Raw genomic sequence first — 21476 nt, 5'->3', positions numbered from 1 at the left:
AACAAAATACTTACAGAGAGAGAATTCAAAATTTATCTATTTATAAGAGTGATGTTCGTAAATTACCAATAAAACAAGTTCATAGTTATACCATTTTCTGGGATTGAAAGTGGAGAAGTCGTATCATGTGTTCAGAGTCTGCTTCTTCAAGAAGCACGCTAAATACTTCTAAAGACGACTATGTTTTTAAGTACACTACATTACAAATACATAAAAACAACACAGATTGCAGCAGTTGTAATCTGTAAGTTGTTATATAAGGAAATATGGTTAATCTTCTATGATTAACTAATTTCTCTCTCGACACGGGCTAGCAGGCGTGCTAGCCCTTAATTTATCTATAAACAGTCGCACATAATCGCAAAAAAAGAAGTAACTTTGCATATATTATGAAAAGAATATTATTAGCTTGGTTTTTGTTGTGTGCCCTGTTTACTCAGGCACGGGTTAAGACGACTATTGATGAACATTGGGTAGGTACTTGGGCAACGGCTCAGCAGATACCTGTAAAATCGTATATGCCATACAATAATGACATGTCTAATCGTTCGGTTCGTCAGATCGTTAAAGTCTCAATAGGTGGTGATATGATTCGCCTTCAATTGTCAAATGAATTAAGTTCTGAACCGGTATATATACGTTCCGTATATGTCGCTACTTCTGTAGATTCTTTTACGATTCTGCCAAAGACGGCAAAATATCTAAAGTTTGGTAATCAGTATAAGGCTGTTATTCCTGCAGGTAAGACTTTAACAAGTGATGCTTTGCTCTTTAAACTGGCCCCACTGCAAAAACTTGCTATTACCATCAATTACACGAAAGCTCCTTCTAAACCTACGGTACACATGGGGTCTCGCACTACTTCTTATATCATGAAGGGTGTAACCAATGCGCACAGCAATTTTGCACCATCTTTTCGCGAAAATCACTGGTTTAATATCTCGGCCATAGATGTCTATTCTACCAAAGCTCATGCTATCGGTATTATTGGCAATTCGATTACAGACGGAAAGGGTAGTACCGATAATGCGCAAAATCGCTGGCCGGATATGCTTTCTGAATATCTACAGTTAAAACATAAAGTAGATAACGTGGGTATTCTGAATATGGGCATTGGTAATAATCGTGTAGCTACTACCGGTGGCTTCGGAACAATGGCCAAGTTGCGCTTCAATCGTGATATTTTAGAGCAGCAGGGCTTAGAGAGCGTGGTAATCTTTGAGGGTGTGAATGATATCGGCAATAGCAAAGGTAATAGTGAGGCTGTAGCGGCGTTGCTTATTGCTACCTACGAAGAAATGATAAAAAAATGCAAAGCCCGTAAACTGAAAGTGTATCTAGGTACCATAACTCCGTTTAAGGGAGCTGGCTACTATTCTCCATTCCACGAGGCCGCCCGACTTACGGTGAACGAATGGATAAGAAGTCAGAGAGGTAAGGTGGATGGTATACTCGATTTCGACGAACTGCTACGCGATCCGGTAGAGACCGACAGAATGATGAAAAACTATCAGAGTGACTGGCTACATCCGAATGCAGAAGGCTATAAACTGATGGGACAGTATGCTGCTGAAATTCTGCGATAGAAAACAGGCGTTTTGTTTCGCTATTTGAGTGATTATTGTTAATTTTGCACGAAAATAAAATCTTAAGATAATAATTTTTATATAGTTATGGCAAAGAAAGCTTTATTGATGATTCTCGATGGATGGGGAATCGGTAACAACGGTGCTGGTGACGTTATCTTCAGAACTCCTACTCCTTATTTGGATTATCTGAATGCAGTATCAGCTCATTCTGAACTCCAGGCTTCTGGTGAGAACGTAGGTCTTCCTGACGGACAGATGGGTAACTCAGAGGTAGGTCACTTGAATATCGGTGCAGGTCGTGTAGTATATCAGGACCTCGTGAAGATCAACAAGGCTTGTGAAAGCGGTGATATCCTTAAGAATAAGGGTGTTGTAGAGGCTTTCTCTTATGCTAAGGAAACCGGTAAGAAAGTTCACTTGATGGGACTAACTTCTACAGGTGGTGTTCACTCATCTTTAGATCATCTCTTCAAGTTTGTTGAAATTGGCAAGGAATATGGCTTGAAGAATCTCTTCGTACACTGTTTCATGGATGGTCGTGATACAGACCCTAAGAGTGGTAAGGGTTTCATCGAGCAGCTTCAGGCAGTTTGTGAAAAGAACGATGCTAATATCGCTTCTATTATCGGCCGTTTCTATGCTATGGATCGTGATAAGCGTTGGGATCGTGTGAAAGAAGCTTATGACCTGCTCGTTGAGGGTAAGGGTAAGCAAGCTACTGATATGGTTAAAGCTGTAGAGGAAAGCTATGCTGAAGGTGTAACTGATGAGTTTATCAAGGCTATCAATAATGCTAACGTAGATGGTACTATTCAAGAAGGTGATGTTGTTATCTTTATGAACTTCCGTAACGACCGTGCTAAGGAGCTTACTCAGGTGCTTTCTCAAGAAGATCTTACTGCAGAAGGTATGCATACTATTAAGGACTTGAAGTTCTACACCATGACTCCATACGATGCTCACTTTAAGAATGTAACTGTTCTTTTCCCAAAGGAGAATGTTGCAGATACTTTGGGCGAATACTTGAGCAAGTTGGGTAAGAAGCAGCTTCATACTGCAGAGACAGAGAAGTATGCTCACGTAACCTTCTTCTTTAATGGTGGTCGCGAGGAGCCTTATGAGGGTGAGGATCGTATTCTTGTTCCTTCTCCAAAGGTAGCAACATACGATTTGAAGCCAGAAATGAGTGCCTTTGAAGTTAAGGATAAATTGGTAGCTGCTATCAAGGAAGATAAATATGACTTCATCGTAGTTAATTTTGCTAACGGTGATATGGTTGGTCATACAGGTGTATACAATGCGATTGCTAAAGCAGTATATGCTGTAGACCAGTGTGTACGTGAGGTTATAGAAGCTGCTAAGTCTACAGGTTATGAGGCAGTGATTATCGCTGATCATGGTAATGCTGATAATGCTATCAACCCTGATGGTACTCCTAACACAGCTCACTCATTGAATCCGGTTCCATTCATTTATGTCACAGACAATAACTCTGCTAAGGTAAAGAATGGTCGTTTGGCAGACGTAGCTCCTTCTATTCTCCATATTATGGGTTTGGAAAAGCCTGCTGATATGACAGGTGAAAATCTGATAGAAGATAAATAATCAAGATATGAACGTAAAGATTGAAGACAGTTGGAAAGCGCATATTGGTGAAGAATTTGACAAACAATACTTTGTTAATTTGACCAATTATGTTCGTGAGGAGTATTTGCATTATCGTTGTTTTCCTCCAGGCAACAAGATTTTCAATGCCTTCAATCTTTGTCCTTTTGATCAAGTGAAGGTGGTCATTATCGGTCAAGATCCTTATCATGAGATGGGACAGGCTATGGGATTAAGTTTCTCTGTGCCTGAGGGTATCCTTATGCCTCCTTCACTGATTAATATATTCAAAGAGATCCAGATGGACCTTGGTAAGTCGATGCCTGCCAATGGTGATTTGACCAGATGGGCTCAACAAGGTGTACTTCTGCTTAATGCTACTTTAACGGTACGTGAACATCAGGCGAATAGCCATCAAAAATTGGGGTGGAACCAGTTTACGGATGCGGCTATCAAGGCTCTTAACCGTGACCGTGAGCATATCGTATATTTACTCTGGGGAGGATATGCACGAAGCAAAGCGGCTTTAATCGATTCTTCAAAGAATTTAGTTTTACAGTCGGTTCATCCCTCGCCATTATCAGCTAACCGTGGAGGTTGGTTTGGTAATCATCATTTTTCTCGTTGTAATGAATACTTGCAACAGCAGGGAGAAACACCTATTGAATGGTAATCGAATGGTAAACCTGAATTCTTATGGTTTACCTTCTTTTTTATATACGCAATGGATAATCAACAACTTCATATTTTACAAGTAGGTAATGTGCTGGTGTCACCAGATATATTTACTGAAAAATTTTGTTGCGATCTGGAAGCCTGTAAGGGGGTATGCTGTATCGAAGGGGATGCAGGTGCTCCGGTAACTATGGATGAGATTGCAGATATCGAGGATGTTTTAGACGATGTATGGGCTGACATGGCAGCTTCTGCTCAATCTGTAGTAGATAAGCAAGGAGTGGCTTATGCAGACCAAGAAGGCGATTTGGTGACTAGTATTGTTCATGGTAAGGACTGCGTCTTTACTTGTTACGAAAATGGTACGTGCCTTTGTTGTTTAGAACGCGCTTTTAGACAGGGTAGAACGAAATTTGTAAAGCCTATTTCGTGTGCATTATATCCAATACGAGAAAAGAATTTTGGTAATAACTTGTATGGTATTAATTATCACAAGTGGAAAATCTGTAAGGATGCTGTTAAAAAGGGTAGAGAACTTAATTTACCTCTTTATAAATTTCTTGAGGGACCTTTAAAACGCAGATTTGGTGAAGAATGGTACCAAGAACTGTTAGATATTGCAGCAGAGCTTAAAAAAGAGGGCTTGATTGATGTATAGAAGGCTAATGGAGCCTTCTATACTCTGTAGGTGACATGCCTACGTGTTCTTTGAAGAACTTTCCAAGAAATGATTGGTTAGCAAAATTCATTTCTAGGGTTATTTCTTTTATGCTTTTTCCAGAGTTTTTGAGTAATACTTTAAGTTCTCTAGTGACGTAATAGTCTATCCATTCATTAGGTGTGCGATGGCTTACCTGTTTGATAATCTCAGATAGATATTTTGGGGTTATACATAGTTTCTGTGCATACCAGCTTACTCGTCTCTCACTTTTGAAATTCTGTTCTACCAAATAAATGAATTTTGCTAGTATAATTTCTCCTCTTGATTGTCGCTTGATATTGATGTGCTGTATGCGATAGATAGCGTTGCTGACATCGTATATCATAGAAGAAATCAGCATTCTGACAGTATCTTTGCGAAAATGATGGTTTTTATTTTGAACTTTCTCTTTGAGCAGTTGAAAGTAGTTAATGATAGCATTAACTTCTTCAGGTTGCAGGCTGAGGATAGGGTGGGTGCGTGAGAATAAAAATAAAGATGAAATCTCATTAACTCCTTCGATGATTTCCTGTAAAAAGTCTTGTGAAAGCATTATTGCAATGCCACTGCAATCTTCAGAAAGTTTATAATCTTCTGTTAATTGTCCTTCGTTGATAATCATCAAGTCATTTGGATGAACAATGAGTTTATCTGTATCTACAATATATTCCGCATGACCTTTTAGGCATAAAGCTAATAGTATGCACCCCATTTTACGGCTTTCTGCAGGCAACGGTAATTCGTTGACTTCGTCAAAGAGGATGAGGTCATTTTCAATATATAAATCCTTTTTACTGGCTATTTTTGCAGAAAAAATTGTAATAGGCTCTATTTTATCCAATATCATTTATAAAAGAATCTTATTTTATTTCTCTTTTAATAGAGATAACTGTTATGAATATATGGTACGATTTCCAGACCTTCTATAGACTGTATTTGTTCTGGTTTAAAATCGCTGTCACCCGTTATTAATACAGTTTTCTGGGTGTCATAAGTAAATTTTCGACAAGCTTGTTCATCCATTTCACCTGTACAGATGTAGGTAAGGCCTCCTATTTGGATTTCTTCACCCATTTTGGCCTCCCTTAAGGTAATTCGAATCCAGCCTGTGAATGTTCGACCGAAATCTACGTGAGTACCAAGGTTGTCAGTACTGATATTTACAGGTTCCAGATGCTTTACGATGTGCTGTGATGGATATATGGATGTGTTTAAGATGTACGTAAAGTGAGTTGTATCAGAGGAAGTGCATGGATTTTTCCAATCGAGGTTCCCTGTATCTGTACTTTTCCATAAGGCATTTTTTCTTCTTCCGTCTATATATTCTTCGTTGCCCGGTAAAGTATACATTCCTGTTGTCTTACAGTTCCAGCTTCCATCAGCAAAATGGCTGAATGGTTTGCCATCGTAATCCAAGCCTGAATAACATGCTGATATCTGTTTGTCAGTCTTAATCCCTTCTATAGGTGAATACCATATAGCGATGGTGTTATACTGTTCATCTAAAAAGCGTGTTATGTCGAAACTGATAGCTTGTGCAGTATTGTTAGAATGCGCCATGGATGGTAAAAGAACATCCCTGGATACATTTCTCTCGTTCACAAAGACTTGAAACCGTCCTGTACTGGCAACTGTCAGTGATGCTTGTTGGGGGCGTTTTATCGATCGGTAAGTGTGCTGAAATTGTATTTGCGATGAATCATCAGCTTCTGGATGACATATCCAGTAACAATTAAATTCTTGAGCCTGTAAGTGGGTAAGTTGTAAAAGTAAAAATAATAGTAATGAAATTCGCATGGGAATGCATAAAAAAATGATAGGCGGACGGAAAGCCGTCCGCCTATATCTATTATTGTTATGCGTCGATATTTGCATAGGTTGCGTTCTGCTCAATAAATTCGCGACGTGGTTCAACATCATCGCCCATAAGCATAGAGAACGTTTCGTCAGCTTCTGCTGCATCTTCAATAGTTACCTGCTTCAGTAATCGGCTAGTTGGATCCATTGTCGTTTCCCATAACTGTTCAGGATTCATCTCACCAAGACCTTTGTATCGCTGTGTGTGAATACTCTTGCCATCATCGATACCATTGCCATATTTGTCAATAAATGCTTGTCGTTGTTGGTCTGTATAGCAATATTCACTCACTTTATTCTTGAAAGTACATTTATAGAGCGGTGGAGTAGCTATGTATAAGTGTCCCTCCTCGATAACTTTAGGCATAAAGCGGAAGAATAGTGTCATGATCAGAGTGTCGATGTGAGAACCATCGACATCGGCATCGGTCATGATAATAATCTTGTCATAACGGAGCTTATCGATGTTTGCCTCACGGTCTGCCTCACCTTCTACGCCAAATCGAACACCAATGCTCTGAATGATATTCATAACAGATTCAGCTTCGAATACTCGGTGCCATGGCACTTTTTCAACGTTCAAAATTTTACCGCGTAGTGGAAGGATAGCCTGTGTATAACGGTCACGGCCCTGTTTAGCAGAACCACCAGCCGAATCACCCTCGACAAGGAAAATCTCACATTGTTTTGGGTCTTTGTTAGAACAGTCTGCTAATTTACCTGGAAGACCGCCACCGGTCATTACATTCTTACGCTGAACACTTTCACGTGCTTTTCTAGCTGCGATACGCGCTGTAGCTGCAAGAATCACCTTTTCGCAGATAGCTTTAGCTTCAGAAGGATGTTCTTCAAGATAATCGCTTAATGCTTCTCCTACAGCTTGCTGTACAGCACCAGCAACTTCACTGTTACCAAGTTTGGTCTTAGTCTGACCTTCGAATTGAGGTTCTGCTACTTTGATAGAGATAACAGCAGTTAAACCCTCTCGGAAGTCTTCACCAGCAATTTCAATCTTAGCTTTTTCTATCTGTTTTGAGATAGCAGAATCGTTATCTGCATAAGCTTTCAGCGTTCGAGTAAGTGCAGTACGGAATCCTGTGAGGTGTGTACCACCCTCGATAGTGTTGATATTGTTAACATAAGAGTGAATATTCTCAGAGTAGTCAGTATTGTACATTACGGCTACTTCGATAGGCACACCCTGTTTTTCAGTTTTCAGATAAATAACATCATCGAACAAATGGGTACGATGACGATCGACATAGCGAACGAATTCTTTCAAGCCTTCGACAGCGTGGAATACTTCTTGACGAGTTTTTCCTGTTTCAGCATTTGGACGAAGGTCAGTCAGAGTAATGCGGATACCAGCGTTTAGATAAGCAAGTTCACGCATACGTCGAGCTATGATGTCCCACTGGAATGTTGTTGTTGTGAAAATCGTAGGGTCTGGCCAAAATTGCTGGCATGTACCACGTTTATCTGTTTCGCCGACAATTTTTACAGGATAAAGAGGCTTACCCTTTTCGTATTCTTGCTGATATATCTTACCGTCGCGAAATACTTGAGACTTCATGTGTGTAGAAAGTGCGTTAACACAACTTACACCTACACCATGGAGACCACCTGATACTTTATATGAACCCTTGTCGAATTTACCTCCAGCGTGTAGAACTGTCATGACAACTTCAAGGGCAGATTTGTGTAATTTCTTATGCTCGTCAACAGGAATACCACGACCATTATCTTCTACAGTAATAGAACCATCTTCGTTAACAGTAACTTGAACGTCTGTACAATAACCAGCCATAGCTTCATCAATAGAGTTGTCTACCGTCTCATTGATCAAGTGATGGAGGCCTTTTTCGCTTATGTCTCCAATGTACATAGCAGGACGCTTACGTACAGCTTCAAGTCCTTCTAGAACTTGAATATTACTGGCCGAGTAATTTGCCTCGTTATTCTGATTTTCTGCCATTTGTTTTGATTAGTATTATTTACGTGCAAAGATACTAAAAAACAATGAAATAGGGAATAAAAGACGACTAAAATAGCCCATAAAATATGCTAAAAAAGTCTTTAAAAATGGTTTCTTCGTGATATGGATAATAGAAGGATATGTAAAAAGAACAAGGCTGAAATCTATAAAGACTTCAGCCTTGTTCTGACAAAATAGCTAAATTAAGCTAATTTGTTGATATGAAGTGCTAAACCTGATTTGAGGTTTGCAGCCTTATTAGCGTGAATAATATTGGTTTTAACCAACTTATCTAACATCTTCTGAACCAATGGATAGAGCTTAACTGCTTCATCCTTTTCAGAAGTAGCGCGCAACTTACGGACAGCATTGCGCATAGTCTTTGCATAATACTTATTGTGCAAAGCCTTCTTCTTATCCTGACGGATTCTCTTGATTGATGATTTGTGATTTGCCATCTTTGTTTCTTCTTTTTATTTTTCGTAGTCCCTAGGAGAGTCGAACTCCTCTTTAGAGAATGAAAATCTCTCGTCCTAACCGATAGACGAAGGGACCTTGGCTTTATTTTGCGGGTGCAAAGTTAAGATATTATTTTTATTCCTCCAAACTTTTGAACGAAAAATTTTAGAAAACTGATGTTTTTTTGTATTTTTGCCCTAAAATAATTGAATTATTCGAGATGTTGGTAAAAACTAGAGCAATTGTGCTCCATTCGATAAAATTTAAGGATTCGCAACAGATTGTGGATATGTTGACTGAGGAGCAGGGCAGAATTTCATTTATTTGCCATGTTTCTTCCTCTAAGAAAGGCAAATATAAAAAGCAATTTTTCCAGCCTTTAACACTACTTGTTGTTGAATATGACTATCGAAGTAACAGTAAGTTGCAGCATCTTCAAGATATTGCCATTGAATTTCCTTATTGTTCAGTCCCTTTTGATGCATTCAAGTTGGCTATTTCAATGTTTATGGCTGAATTTTTGCTATATGCTACTCGTGATGAGCAGCAGAATATCCCTTTGTTCTCTTATATACACAACAGCATGAGGTGGCTTGATGGTGCAGTTTCTTCTTTTTCAAATTTTCATTTGGTGTTTATGATGAAGCTTTCTTTATTTTTGGGTTTTTATCCTAACTTAGAGGATTACCATCCGGGGGATATCTTTGATCTTAGAAATGCGTGTTTTTCTTCTTTGGTTCCTATTCATAAAGATTATGTATCCTCGAAAGAATCTAGCTTGATAGCTTTATTGATGCGATTGTCCTATAAAACAATGCACCTCTATACGATGTCACGCGAGGAGCGTAATCATTGTACAGAGGTGATACTTTTATATTATCGTCTTCATATTCCGGGATTTCCGGAATTAAAATCTATAGATGTCCTTAAAAGTCTTTTTGCTTAAGCAAAGCTAATAACTCCTGGTGTAGGTGAATCTGGTTTGTCTTCGTTATTATTTTCCATAACTAGTCCTGTTGCTTGTTTACGGATTTCCTCAAGCATTTGGTGAGTACGCTTGTAGGTTGGCGTATTCTCTACAGATATGATAACATCTTCATTATCAAGATCTTCAGGACGGAAGAGATAGATGTTAGGTCTGCGTTTGTATAGATTTGTTTTTCCGTCTTTGCCATAATAATGGATACGACGTTGGCGCATTTGCTCTGCTTTTTCTTCTTCTTCTGCGCGTTGAGCTGCTTCTTCTTGAGCAGATTTATTGAGACGTGTACTCATTCCATCTACATTTTCCAAGCCAAAACCTGTTGCTAAGATGGTTACTTTTACGCGTTTGCCGAGTTCAGGATCAAGAGCAAGTCCCCATTTTATTTCGAAATCGCTGCCAAACTTCGCCATGAAGTCGTTTACATCGTTCATTTCTTCCATCATCAAGCCTGCGCCTTCACCATTATTTTTGTCGCTGCTAAAGTTGATGCTTAACAAAATTTTCTTGGCATTGAAAATATCGTTGTCATTCAACAAAGGAGAGTTGAGTGCATCTTCGATAGCTTTTTTAACGCGGCCTTCGCCTTCACCGTATCCAGTACTCATGATAGCTACACCACCATCTTTTAATACAGTCTTAACGTCATTGAAGTCAAGATTGATAAGACCATGGTTTGTGATGATTTCTGCAATACTTTTTGCAGCTACACTTAGAGTATCATCTGCTTTGCCAAATGCATCGAGTACAGTAAGAGCAGGGTATATTTCGCGGAGTCGCTCATTATTGATGACCAAAAGAGCATCTACGTGTTTAGACATCTGTTCTACGCCGTCGAGAGCCTGATCTATTTTCTTGTCTCCTTCAAATCGGAATGGTATGGTTACGATACCCACAGTAAGGATACCGAGTTCTTTTGATTCACGTGCAATTACTGGAGCTGCTCCTGTACCAGTACCGCCACCCATTCCGGCTGTTATGAATGCCATTTTCGTGCCATCGTTGAGCATGTTTTTGACATCTTCGATACTTTCTTCGGCAGCAGCTTTTGCTCTTTCTGGTTTATTACCGGCACCAAGACCTTCTGCACCTAATTGAAGATGTACTGGTACAGGTGAGTCGTTAAGAGCCTGTGCATCAGTATTACACAATACAAATGATACATCGTGAATACCTTCGCGGTACATATGGTTAACAGCGTTTCCACCGCCACCACCAACTCCGATTACTTTGATGATGCTATGTTCCTGTTCTGGTTCTCCGAAATCAACGATCGGACTATTTATATTATTATCAGCCATTGTCGTACTATTAAATGTTTTAAACTATTTCTGCAAGAAGAAAGATTATTCATCTTCGGGTTCTATCATCTTTTTGAAGAATCCTTTGATATTGTTCATAGCCTTATGAGTGAAACTATTTTTTCTTTTCTCTTCAGCGATGCGTTTTGCTTCTTCTTCCTCAGCAATGCGTTTTGCTTCATCCTCAGCTTCTTTTTTCTTTCGGGCATCTTCTTCTGCTTGTTTTTTTTCTGCAGCTGTTGGAACGATACCTGTGGTTATGGTTTCATTGATGTTACGTGTGTTGCGATTGTCTGTATTGTTTGCATTTACCGGTTTCTGATCGATTCCGCTAAAGAGATCATTTCTGATTTCATCGCCAGCACAGTTCATATCACCTTTCGCTAAAAGACCAAGAACGGTATTTAGTCTTCCGTCTTTTTCTGTGATGAGTGGATCTGTTGAGTGAATCGTGGTGTTTACAAACTTTGCTATTCTGATCTTCTCAATCTGAATATGATTGTTAAATGTGCGGAAAGCTTTCTCTATGTTAGGCATATTGGCACCACCACCTGTAAGAATGAGGCCACCTAACAGTTTGCCACTGTATTCATTTGGTACTTGGAACCATACGTTCTCAACGATTTCCTGCACACGACCTTCGATAATCTCGATAAAGGTTTTGCTATCAATCTTGCGATCCTTATCGATAGAGTAGGTGAGCGTTTCATCAATCGCACTATTCTCTGTATAGGCACATGCATATTTTAGTTTCATCTTTTCTGCATCGAGCTCGTCCATTTGGAGCGAAGTGATGTCTTTAGTGATATTGTTGCCTCCTAACGGAATGACTGCAAGATGGCGGAGGATATTTTTGTAATATACTGATACAGTCGTAGTTTCTGCACCGAGGTCAACAAGGATACAGCCAGAGCGCTTTTCAGCATCTGTTAGTACAATATCTGCCAAAGCTAAAGGTGCTAGATACATTTCTGCAATAGCAATACCTGCGTTATCGAAGCAAGTATTCAGGTTACGATAGAAATTTTTACGCCAAAGGATGTTCAGGAAGTTTCCTTCCAATCGAGAGCATTGGATACCTACAGGGTCAGCTTGATATTGATAGTCTACTTTATATTCTTGAGTAGCAGCATGCAGTATTTCCTGATCTGGATAACTCATATTGCGATTGGTATCCATGAGTTCATCTATCATTTCTTGTGAAACAATAGTGTCAGTAACAAGGTCTTTTACAATAACGTTTTTCATGCTTCGGATAGATTGGCCGCCTACTCCGACATAGACTTGAGCAATATCAGCTTTCAGGATATTTTTCAACTTGGTTATGATGTGTGTGAGACATTGACCTGTCTTGTCGATGTTATAAACCACACCTTTACGAATGCATGACTCTGCGTTTTCCTGGACGGTAGCAAGTACGGTAATACTTCCGTCAAGGTTTTTTTGCCCTGCAATTCCTGTCATCTTAGATGAGCCAAGTTCAATAGCTACGATAAATTCCTTTGCCATACTTATTTTTATATGATTTTCTATTCTTTATTCTGTTACTTGATTCATATCCTGAACTTCAGGTTTTTCCTCAACTTTTGCTTGTATTTTCTTACAGATAATCTGATTATCGAATTCGAGGCTTATATGAGAATATTTGTTCCATCCAGCCTGAGATAATCCATATTTGTAGAATTTTTCTAGACGTTCCATTTTGGTCTTGGTAAATTCCGCAATTTGCTGATTTCTTTCTGCTTGTTTGTTACTTGTAGGAAGATACCCAAGGAAGACAATATGGTGTCCTATTCTCGGAATAATTTCGATTCCACGATCGGGGAGTACATTGATTTGTTCAACCAAATTTTTCCACAAATCGTTATTCATTAATTCTTGACAGAGCACTGATATATACTTCTGTGCATACCATTTGCTAATATATCCTGTAGCGATGATCATGTCGCTTGTATATTTAGTATTTGGCATAATTTGGTGGTGATCATCGACGTAATAATCATCACCATTAGCAGCTTTAATGCGAACGATAGGCATTCGTTGGGTCAGACTGATATAAATGTGCCCATCTTCTGTCTTATAACATTCGGCAGTTTTTACAAATGCGCTTGATTTAAGCATTTCTTCTATATTTCTGCTGCTAATGTATTTCATTGGCTTGGCCAATGGATACATATTATTCTGTTTCAGTCTATGCTTGATTTCATTGACGTCAAGAAAGCCATTGGTCGTTTCATCTTGTATATCAATCGTGACTTTTGTGCATATGCGATTGCTTTCATCGGGTTTGTTAAACGCGGTGAAAGCAACTACGATATATACAGCTAGTATGATATCAAAGAATATTATTAGAACTTTCTTCCAATGAATTCGCATTGTTTGTTATTTGTTTTCTAGAATTTTTGCAATTTGTGGTACATAGTTGTCTAAGTTTCCTGCACCAAGAACAACTAAGACATCGAAGTCTCGATTCTTTACATAGTCGAGAACGTCGTCTTTTAAAATCATATCTTTTTCAATACCTTCTTTTAAATTGTCGTATATCAGCTTACTGGTTACGCCAGGGATTGGTTCTTCGCGTGCTGGATAGATTTCTGTTAGAACAACTTCGTCGAATAAACTTAATGCTTCTGCAAAATCTTTATAAAAGTCACGTGTTCTTGTATAAAGATGTGGCTGAAACATGGCTGTAATCTTTCTGTTTGGATATAATTCTTTCAGACTCTTTGCGCTCTGCATTACTTCCTTAGGATGGTGTCCGTAATCAGATAAGAAAACATGCTTGTTGTTCTTAATCTTGAAATCAAAACGGCGGTCTACACCTGTATAGGTCTGCATACCATATTTGAGTTCTTCTGCAGTACAACCGTTAAGTTGTGCCATAGCCATAGCTGCGATACTATTCTCGATATTGATAGGAATAGGTTGTCCTAATTGAATACCTTTCACATTTTCGATAGGTGAAACCAGATCGAAAGTAATCTCTCCATTGTTTATGTTAATATTCTCAGCATGGAAATCACCTTCGTCACGACTGTAAGTAAATGTTTTTACCTTATCGCTAACGTTTGGTTTTACTTCAAGATTGGTGTGGATAATGAGAGCACCGCCATCTTGAATTAACTCGGTATAATGACGGAAACTTTCGAGGTATGCTTCTTTTGTGCCATATATATCCAGATGATCTGGGTCTGTGGAAGTAATGACACTCATCCAAGGACGTAGCCAGTGGAAACTTCTGTCAAATTCATCAGCTTCAATTACTACATAGTCGCTCTTATCTGAAAGGATATAGTTTGTACCATAGTTCTTAGAGATACCACCTAAGAAAGCGTTGCAGTCTAGATGACTTTGATGCATGATATGTGCGCACATGGTAGAAGTAGTCGTCTTACCATGTGTACCGGCAAAGCATAAACCTTTGTGAGTACGTGTTAGTGTGCCAAGTACTTGTGCACGTTTTACGACTTCAAAGCCATTTTCTTGGAAATATAATAGTTCCTTATGACTAGCAGGGATGGCAGGTGTATAGATAACCAAACATGAATCTTTTTTTCTGCAGGCATGAGGAATTTCGTCAAGATTTTCTTCGTAATGTATCAACATACCTTCTTTCTCTAACTGGTGAGTTAAGTCTGAAGGTGTCTTGTCGTAACCTGCTACAACAAAACCTCTGTTGATGAAATAGCGGGCGATAGCACTCATGCCGATACCACCTGCGCCTATAAAATATACAGCCTTAATATCTTTAAGTTCCATATTATTTATTTTGTAGCCAGCTTGATAACTTCATCTGCAATAATATCAGCAGAATTTGGTAAAGCCATTTTTTTTATGTTTAAACTAAGTGAATTTAGTTTGTTATTGTTGCTAACTGTGTCGATTGCCTTTTTGAGCAAAATGTCTTTAGCTTCAGAGTCTTTAACATACAATGCTGCATCTTTATTAACCAGTGCCATTGCATTCTTGGTCTGATGATCCTCTGCAACATTTGGTGAAGGTACTAGAATAACGGGTTTACCAATTAGGCAGAATTCAGAGATACTACTTGCACCAGCTCTGCTGATGACAAGGTCTGCAGCCTGATAGGCAGCACCCATATCGCTGATGAAATCTGTTATAATGAGCTGAGGCATTTCTTTGCCTTTCATTTGCTCTTGGATTGCCGCTGAATAATATTTTCCAGTTTGCCAAATAAATTGTATGTCACTGTTTTGAATAAGATCGAGATGATTGAGCACACTTTCGTTAATGGTACGTGCACCGAGACTTCCTCCAACAAGAAGTATCGTCTTTTTTTCTGGATCTAAACCAAATTTTTTGCGTGCTTCTGCTGGTGTCATTTCTGAATTCAATACATTCTGACGAACAGGATTACCAGTTTTGATTATATGGTCAGCAGGGAAAAAGCGTTCCATGTTATCGTATGCTACACAGATTTTACTTGCTTTTTTTGCTAAAATCTTGTTGGTTACACCGGCATAAGAATTTTGTTCTTGCAATAAGCATGGTATACCCTTGCTTGCACATACATTGAGAGTAGGTCCACTTGCATATCCTCCTACACCGACAGCAACCATTGGCTTAAATTCGTTTACGATTTTTTTTGCCATTCTCTGGCTCTTCCAAATCTTGTAAAGAACTTTAATATTTTTCAGTAAATTCTTGCGGTCAAAGCCGCAGATAGGGAGTCCTTTGATCTCATAACCTGCAGCAGGAACACGCTGCATCTCCATACGTCCTAAAGCTCCGATAAATAGTATTTTGGCGTCAGGACGTTTGGCTTTGATGGCATTGGCAATAGATACTGCTGGAAATATATGTCCGCCAGTTCCTCCTCCACTTATTATGATTCTAAGTTCATTTTCCATATCTTCTTTTATATTTTATTGGCAAAAGTAATCAAAAAAATCGTTTTTTTATAATTTTTGACCACTTATCTTTTATTGATTTTCCACCTTTGTAAAACTAGTTCCCTACTGGAACGTCTTCTTTGGTTTGCTCTCGTTTAGCAGCAGATCGACTTATACTCAAAATAACGCCTATATATACGCAATTGATAACAGTAGAAGTACCTCCTTTGCTGACGAGTGGAAGTGGTTGTCCGGTTACCGGAACCAATCCTACTGCTACTAGCATATTGAAAAGTGCTTGGGTGACAAGAAGTATCGCAAGTCCCATGGCTAAAAATGCTGGAAAATTGTTGCAGCATTGTCCTGCTATCCTTCCGGTTCTAAATAGTAGGATGATGTAAAGTATAGCTACGAATGCTGCTCCCTCTATACCTGTTTCTTCGATAATGATAGCGTAGATGAAGTCTGAAAACGCCTGTGAGAGAAAGTCTCTTTCTACGGAGTTACCTGGACCTTTACCGATGATATTGGATGAGGCTATGGCAATATTAGAATGAGCCACCTGAGCATCCTTGTCGAGGTCTACTTCTTGTGGTGGAATAGGTTTACTGTTTGTAAATTTTAGAATACGAGATTTCCAAGTGTCTGCTCGGTGGAATATTTTGCCAAATGTTCCTGATTCTTCTTTCTGCTCTTTGATTTCTTCAGTAAGATTTTGTGTAGACGCTTTGTCTGGAAGCTCATGACCAAAAATCATAATCGATGCTAAAGCGAGTACTATGCAGACTACAATCACACCGATAAGTTGTCCTATTTGCTTGCTTGGTACACGTCCTAATATCATCATACATAGGATAGTAGCACAGAGCAAAATGGCTGTTGACATATTTTCGATCATAATAGGAAGAACAAAAAATATACTGACAAAAAGAATATACTGAAAAGCCTTTTTATCAGCACCATGTTCTGTCTGCATGGCACTGAGTATCTGTGCAACAGCCAGTACCATGGCTCCCTTTGCGATCTCCGATGGTTGGAATTGAACGCCTAACAGACTAATCCATCTTTGTGCACCATTAGTGGATTGACCTGCAAAAAGTACCCATATCAGTGTGATAAAGGAAAAAGCCAATAGGAAGGGTGTGACGATTTTAAAATATTTGCACTTTACATTTAATGTGCAGAGCATAAAAAATAGTCCCAAGGCTAAAATACCGATGTGCTTAATCATTGGCGCCCAAAAGTTTCCTCCCTGGTATGACAGTGAACTTGAAGCTGAATATACTTCAACGATACTGAACATACAGAGGAAGAAAAATACCATCCAAATGACTTTGTCCCCCTTGAAAATATTGCCTAATTTCTCGTTATTCATTAATTGTTTTCCTCTAATTTTAGAGTGATCTTACTAGAGTTTTGAATTGTTCACCTCTGTCTTCCATATTTTTGAAGAGGTCGAAACTTGCGCAACATGGGCTGAGCAATACAGTATCGCCCGGTTGGGCCAAGTCACGACATGCCTGAACGCATTCTTTCATACCGTGTGTGTCTTTTACAGGTATGCCAAATTGGTCGAAGTTTTCGTGTAACTTTTTATTGTCAGCACCAAGATATACCAGTCCTCTACATTTTTCTTTTACTAAGTCATAAATTTGACTGTAATCATTACCCTTATCCTTACCACCGAGAATAAGTATGGTAGGAGTTTTCATGCTTTCCAAAGCATACCAGCATGCATCAACGTTTGTTGCTTTCGAGTCGTTAATGTATTGTACGCCATCTACTTTGCATACTTTTTCTAGTCGATGTTCTACGCCTGGGAAACTGCTAAGGCCTTTGTGGATATCTTCTTTCTTGATGCCAGCAATATCCGCTGCAATGCCAGCAGCCAAACTGTTGTAGATATTGTGTTTGCCAGTTAGACTCATATCATCCTGTTCCATACAGAAAGGTGTAGGGTGCTCAATGATGTATTTTCCATCTTCGATATAACCAATTACATTTTTTTCTTTGATTTCAGAGAATGGACAAGCCCTACCGGTAATTTTGAATTTGTTCAGTTCCTTCTGGATAACTGGATCGTCATTCCAATAGATAAAACTATCCTCTTGAGTTTGATTCTGGAGAATACGCATTTTTGCATCTGCATAGTTTTCGAACTTGTTATCATATCTGTCCAGGTGATCAGGTGTTATGTTAAGTAGAATAGCGATATTTGCACGAAAATCGTACATATTGTCAAGTTGGAAAGAACTTAGTTCGATGATGTAATACTCATGGGGTTCTTCGGCCACCTGAAGTGCCAAACTATTACCGATGTTTCCAGCTAATCCTGCATCGTATCCTGCAGTTTTGAAGATATGATAGATAAGCGAGGTTGTAGTCGTCTTACCGTTACTACCTGTGATACATATCATCTTGGCATCAGTATATCTGCCGGCAAATTCGATTTCACTGATAATATGAATTCCTTTGTTGATGATTTTCTGAATCATTGGTGCTTCCTTAGGAATACCCGGACTCTTGATAATTTCATCAGCATTGAGTATTTTTTCTTCTGTATGCTGACCTTCTTCCCATTCTATCTGATGGTCTTCAAGCATCTTTTTGTACTTGTCTTTGATTTTAGACATATCAGAAACAAATACGTCAAATCCTTCTTTTTTGGCAAGAATTGCGGCTCCTGCACCGCTTTCTCCTGCACCCAATACTACTATTCTGCTCATGGTTTATCTAATCTTCAAAGTTATTATTGTTAATGCTGCAAGAATGATGGTAATTATCCAGAAACGGATAGTTATCTTAGACTCATGAAAGGCGCCTTTTGGCATCTTTAGAAGATACTTACATTCTGGATCTAACTGACTATCTTGTGTACGGAAGTTATCATGTATAGGGGTACGCTTGAAGACTCTCTGCTTAACACCCTTTTTCTTTCCCAATTTATAGTACCATACCTGTATGATGACACTAAGACTTTCAACAAAGAATATACCACATAAAATAGGAAGAAGCAACTCTTTGTGGATAATAATGGCGCCAACGGCGATGATACCACCAATGGTTAGTGAACCGGTATCGCCCATGAATACTTGAGCAGGATAGGCATTATACCATAAGAAGCCGATAAGGGCTCCAATGAATGCGCAGAAAAATACTACCAATTCTTCTGATCCCGGAATATACATGATATTCAGGTAAGATGCAAATTGTATGTGCGAACTGACATATGCCAGTATGCCTAAAGCTACGCCTATTATTGCAGAGTTTCCTGCACACATACCATCCATACCATCGTTTAGATTGGCACCGTTTGATACTGCGGTAACGACAAATATGGTCATGATAACAAAAAGAATCCACCCCGCTGCTACACGATATTTACCGCAGAACGACGTGATTCTAGAATAATCCAGATTATGCCCTTTGACAAATGGTATAGTCGTTTTTAAAGACTTTTTGCTTTCCGTGCGATGCTTAATTACGGTTTCTTGTCCTTGGTGCTCTATAGCCAGATTCTCATTCATTTTTACATCCGGTGATGCCCATAGTACTAAACCAACAATAAGGCCAATACCGATTTGTCCTACGATTTTATACTTACCCTTCAAGCCTTCTTTGTCTCGTTTGAAGATTTTAATGAAATCGTCCATACCACCAAGAAATCCTAACCATATGGTTGTGATAATCATAAGGATTAAGTAGGTATTTCGAAGACGGCCTAATAGGAGTACAGGTAGTAGAATAGCGACAATGATGATAATGCCACCCATAGATGGTACACCTATCTTTTTTACTCCAAATGGGTCTATAGAAGCATCACGTTGTGTCTCTGTTATTTGCTTGCTTTTCAAATATTTTATGAATCGCTCACCAAACCAGGCAGAAATGGTCAGTGAGAAAATAAGGGCAAGTAAAGCACGGAATGAGATATACCCCCACATGTGTGCTCCGCTAATGCCATATTGCTCTAAGAATCTAAACAGATAGTATAACATATTTTCTTATTTTAGTCTTCTTTTTCAGAATCAAAGATTTCTTGTAGTACTTCCTTATCATCAAAGTGGTGCTTTACTCCTTTGATATCTTGATAGTTCTCATGTCCCTTGCCTGCAATAAGGATAACATCACCTTTTTGGGCTAGCATACAGGCTGTACGAATACCTTCTTTTCGGTCAACAATGCTGATTACTTTTTTCATCTGTTTGTTGTCCAGACCGGCGAGCATGTCATTGATAATATCCTGAGGTTCTTCGAATCTCGGGTTATCACTAGTGATAATAACTTTGTCGCTTTGTTTTACTGCTTCCTGAGCCATCAATGGGCGTTTACCTTTGTCTCGGTTACCACCTGCCCCACAAACAGTGATGACATGGCCTTTGCCGTTGAGTACTTCGTGTATAGCGTTGAGTACGTTTTCTAATGCATCTGGTGTATGTGCATAATCTACAATAGCTGTATAGCCGTTAGGAGAGTGGAAAGGCTGTAAGCGTCCATTTACACTATGAAGAGCGCTTAAAGCTACAAGAACGTCTTCTGGATCTTTGCCAAGCATAACAGCTGCTCCATATACAGCAAGAAGATTACTTACATTAAATTTACCGATGAACTGTACATTTACTTCCTTGCCATTTACTTCCAGTTCCATACCATCAAAATGGCACTCTAAAATTTTAGCACTGAAATCTGCTAGAGTACGAATAGAGTATGTCTTGACTGTAGCTTTAGTATTTTGTACCATTATCATGCCGTTTTTGTCATCAGCATTGGTAATAGCAAAAGCATCTTTAGATAATCCGTCGAAAAATGCCTTCTTAGCATTGCGATAGTTTTCGAAAGTTTTGTGGTAGTCTAGATGATCGCGAGTCAAGTTGGTAAAGAGAGCGCCTGCAAACTTTAATCCTCCAATTCTCTTCTGGTGGATGGCATGGCTACTGCACTCCATAAATGCATATTCGCATCCAGCTTTTACCATCTCACTCAAAAGTGCATTCAGTTCGATAGGATCTGGAGTTGTGTGGTCAGCTGGTACTGCCTTATCTTCGATGTAGTTACATACTGTAGATAGAAGTCCACATTTGTGGCCCATTCTACGGAACATATTATATAATAAGGTAGCAATTGTTGTTTTTCCATTAGTTCCTGTGACACCAACTAGTATAAGGTGATGAGAAGGATTACCATAAAATGCAGTTGCTACTTTTCCCACAGAGTCTTCTGTAGATTCTACTTGTATATAAGTAATACCCTCAGTGTACTGCTGAGGCATATCTTCAAGCAAAATGGCGGTAGCACCCAGTTCAATAGCTTTAGCGATATAGGCGTGACCGTCAGTTTGTGTTCCTTTCATGGCGATGAACAGATGGCCTTTCTCGATTTTACGGGAGTCGATGTTCACGCCGGTAACTTCTTTTTCGACATCACCGATAATTTGTATCGGTTTAATGTCATAGAGCAACTCTTGTAATTTCATCATTATA

The 21476-nt window shown here is 39.0% G+C and carries 18 protein-coding genes and 1 tRNA gene; 5 read left to right on the top strand and 14 right to left on the bottom strand.

Features of this window, described 5'->3' with window-relative positions; translation table 11 throughout:
• Window positions 1–389: 389 nt before the first annotated feature.
• From L6469_RS08580 to L6469_RS08565, 4 genes are all read left to right on the top strand, one after another.
• Window positions 390–1586: an SGNH/GDSL hydrolase family protein gene (locus L6469_RS08580; RefSeq protein ID WP_006281612.1), complete on the top strand. Its 1197-nt coding sequence runs from the start codon at window positions 390–392 to the stop codon at window positions 1584–1586.
• 87 nt (window positions 1587–1673) lie between these two features.
• Complete coding sequence (gene gpmI / locus L6469_RS08575; protein ID WP_006281611.1) at window positions 1674–3194, top strand: 2,3-bisphosphoglycerate-independent phosphoglycerate mutase; 1521 nt, start codon at window positions 1674–1676, stop codon at window positions 3192–3194.
• A 7-nt stretch (window positions 3195–3201) separates the two neighbouring features.
• The gene (ung, locus tag L6469_RS08570) at window positions 3202–3867 is read left to right on the top strand and encodes a uracil-DNA glycosylase (RefSeq protein WP_006281610.1); all 666 of its coding nucleotides are present in this window, start codon (window positions 3202–3204) and stop codon (window positions 3865–3867) included.
• Between the two features lie 51 nt (window positions 3868–3918).
• Window positions 3919–4527, top strand: coding sequence for a DUF3109 family protein (locus L6469_RS08565; protein ID WP_006281609.1), 609 nt, complete (start codon window positions 3919–3921; stop codon window positions 4525–4527).
• A gap of 4 nt (window positions 4528–4531) precedes the next feature.
• Here L6469_RS08565 and L6469_RS08560 read toward each other — a convergent pair whose 3' ends face one another.
• From L6469_RS08560 to L6469_RS08540, 5 genes are all read right to left on the bottom strand, one after another.
• A complete protein-coding gene (locus L6469_RS08560) occupies window positions 4532–5416 on the bottom strand; it encodes a helix-turn-helix domain-containing protein (RefSeq protein ID WP_006281608.1) in 885 nt (294 codons plus the stop codon).
• Window positions 5417–5445: 29 nt separating this feature from the next.
• Window positions 5446–6366, bottom strand: a complete 921-nt coding sequence (locus L6469_RS08555) for an alpha-L-rhamnosidase N-terminal domain-containing protein (RefSeq protein WP_039869706.1) — start codon at window positions 6364–6366, stop codon at window positions 5446–5448.
• 58 nt (window positions 6367–6424) lie between these two features.
• On the bottom strand, window positions 6425–8401 hold the full coding sequence (gyrB, locus tag L6469_RS08550; RefSeq protein ID WP_006281606.1) for a DNA topoisomerase (ATP-hydrolyzing) subunit B: 1977 nt from the start codon (window positions 8399–8401) through the stop codon (window positions 6425–6427).
• 203 nt (window positions 8402–8604) lie between these two features.
• A complete protein-coding gene (gene rpsT / locus L6469_RS08545) occupies window positions 8605–8859 on the bottom strand; it encodes a 30S ribosomal protein S20 (RefSeq protein WP_006281605.1) in 255 nt (84 codons plus the stop codon).
• Window positions 8860–8884: 25 nt separating this feature from the next.
• A tRNA-Glu gene (locus L6469_RS08540) sits at window positions 8885–8956 on the bottom strand.
• A 124-nt stretch (window positions 8957–9080) separates the two neighbouring features.
• On the opposite strand from L6469_RS08540, the gene recO reads away from it, so the two are divergent.
• Window positions 9081–9806: a DNA repair protein RecO gene (gene recO, locus L6469_RS08535; RefSeq protein ID WP_039869703.1), complete on the top strand. Its 726-nt coding sequence runs from the start codon at window positions 9081–9083 to the stop codon at window positions 9804–9806.
• Here recO and ftsZ read toward each other — a convergent pair.
• The 9 genes from ftsZ to L6469_RS08490 all read right to left on the bottom strand — a co-directional run bounded on the left by ftsZ (window position 9803) and on the right by L6469_RS08490 (window position 21469).
• Entirely contained in the window at window positions 9803–11143 is a 1341-nt protein-coding gene (gene ftsZ / locus L6469_RS08530; protein ID WP_006281603.1) for a cell division protein FtsZ, read from the bottom strand. The two genes, recO and ftsZ, sit on opposite strands and share 4 nt — an antisense overlap.
• 45 nt (window positions 11144–11188) lie before the next feature.
• Entirely contained in the window at window positions 11189–12652 is a 1464-nt protein-coding gene (gene ftsA / locus L6469_RS08525) for a cell division protein FtsA (RefSeq protein WP_006281602.1), read from the bottom strand.
• Window positions 12653–12679: 27 nt separating this feature from the next.
• On the bottom strand, window positions 12680–13519 hold the full coding sequence (locus L6469_RS08520; RefSeq protein ID WP_006281601.1) for a hypothetical protein: 840 nt from the start codon (window positions 13517–13519) through the stop codon (window positions 12680–12682).
• Window positions 13520–13525: 6 nt separating this feature from the next.
• A complete protein-coding gene (murC, locus tag L6469_RS08515; RefSeq protein WP_006281600.1) occupies window positions 13526–14902 on the bottom strand; it encodes a UDP-N-acetylmuramate--L-alanine ligase in 1377 nt (458 codons plus the stop codon).
• 5 nt (window positions 14903–14907) lie between these two features.
• Complete coding sequence (murG, locus tag L6469_RS08510) at window positions 14908–16014, bottom strand: undecaprenyldiphospho-muramoylpentapeptide beta-N-acetylglucosaminyltransferase (RefSeq protein ID WP_006281599.1); 1107 nt, start codon at window positions 16012–16014, stop codon at window positions 14908–14910.
• Between the two features lie 97 nt (window positions 16015–16111).
• Window positions 16112–17371, bottom strand: coding sequence for an FtsW/RodA/SpoVE family cell cycle protein (locus L6469_RS08505; protein WP_006281598.1), 1260 nt, complete (start codon window positions 17369–17371; stop codon window positions 16112–16114).
• Between the two features lie 19 nt (window positions 17372–17390).
• A complete protein-coding gene (gene murD / locus L6469_RS08500) occupies window positions 17391–18722 on the bottom strand; it encodes a UDP-N-acetylmuramoyl-L-alanine--D-glutamate ligase (RefSeq protein WP_006281597.1) in 1332 nt (443 codons plus the stop codon).
• Between the two features lie 3 nt (window positions 18723–18725).
• Window positions 18726–19994: a phospho-N-acetylmuramoyl-pentapeptide-transferase gene (mraY, locus tag L6469_RS08495; RefSeq protein ID WP_006281596.1), complete on the bottom strand. Its 1269-nt coding sequence runs from the start codon at window positions 19992–19994 to the stop codon at window positions 18726–18728.
• An 11-nt stretch (window positions 19995–20005) separates the two neighbouring features.
• Window positions 20006–21469, bottom strand: a complete 1464-nt coding sequence (locus tag L6469_RS08490; RefSeq protein ID WP_006281595.1) for a UDP-N-acetylmuramoyl-L-alanyl-D-glutamate--2,6-diaminopimelate ligase — start codon at window positions 21467–21469, stop codon at window positions 20006–20008.
• Between the last annotated feature and the right edge of the window lie 7 nt (window positions 21470–21476).

The sequence above is a fragment of the Segatella baroniae B14 genome (assembly GCF_022024235.1).
In the GTDB taxonomy this organism is placed as follows: domain Bacteria; phylum Bacteroidota; class Bacteroidia; order Bacteroidales; family Bacteroidaceae; genus Prevotella; species Prevotella bryantii.
The sequence above is the reverse complement of the archived record's forward strand: the minus strand, read 5'-3'. Positions and strand labels throughout refer to the sequence as shown.

Coding starts and splice junctions, on each gene's coding strand:
- L6469_RS08580 (WP_006281612.1), top strand. CDS start 390: ATGAAAAGAATATTATTAGCTTGGTTTTTGTTGTGTGCCCTGTTTACT.
- gpmI (WP_006281611.1), top strand. CDS start 1,674: ATGGCAAAGAAAGCTTTATTGATGATTCTCGATGGATGGGGAATCGGT.
- ung (WP_006281610.1), top strand. CDS start 3,202: ATGAACGTAAAGATTGAAGACAGTTGGAAAGCGCATATTGGTGAAGAA.
- L6469_RS08565 (WP_006281609.1), top strand. CDS start 3,919: ATGGATAATCAACAACTTCATATTTTACAAGTAGGTAATGTGCTGGTG.
- L6469_RS08560 (WP_006281608.1), bottom strand. CDS start 5,416: ATGATATTGGATAAAATAGAGCCTATTACAATTTTTTCTGCAAAAATA.
- L6469_RS08555 (WP_039869706.1), bottom strand. CDS start 6,366: ATGCGAATTTCATTACTATTATTTTTACTTTTACAACTTACCCACTTA.
- gyrB (WP_006281606.1), bottom strand. CDS start 8,401: ATGGCAGAAAATCAGAATAACGAGGCAAATTACTCGGCCAGTAATATT.
- rpsT (WP_006281605.1), bottom strand. CDS start 8,859: ATGGCAAATCACAAATCATCAATCAAGAGAATCCGTCAGGATAAGAAG.
- recO (WP_039869703.1), top strand. CDS start 9,081: ATGTTGGTAAAAACTAGAGCAATTGTGCTCCATTCGATAAAATTTAAG.
- ftsZ (WP_006281603.1), bottom strand. CDS start 11,143: ATGGCTGATAATAATATAAATAGTCCGATCGTTGATTTCGGAGAACCA.
- ftsA (WP_006281602.1), bottom strand. CDS start 12,652: ATGGCAAAGGAATTTATCGTAGCTATTGAACTTGGCTCATCTAAGATG.
- L6469_RS08520 (WP_006281601.1), bottom strand. CDS start 13,519: ATGCGAATTCATTGGAAGAAAGTTCTAATAATATTCTTTGATATCATA.
- murC (WP_006281600.1), bottom strand. CDS start 14,902: ATGGAACTTAAAGATATTAAGGCTGTATATTTTATAGGCGCAGGTGGT.
- murG (WP_006281599.1), bottom strand. CDS start 16,014: ATGGAAAATGAACTTAGAATCATAATAAGTGGAGGAGGAACTGGCGGA.
- L6469_RS08505 (WP_006281598.1), bottom strand. CDS start 17,371: ATGAATAACGAGAAATTAGGCAATATTTTCAAGGGGGACAAAGTCATT.
- murD (WP_006281597.1), bottom strand. CDS start 18,722: ATGAGCAGAATAGTAGTATTGGGTGCAGGAGAAAGCGGTGCAGGAGCC.
- mraY (WP_006281596.1), bottom strand. CDS start 19,994: ATGTTATACTATCTGTTTAGATTCTTAGAGCAATATGGCATTAGCGGA.
- L6469_RS08490 (WP_006281595.1), bottom strand. CDS start 21,469: ATGAAATTACAAGAGTTGCTCTATGACATTAAACCGATACAAATTATC.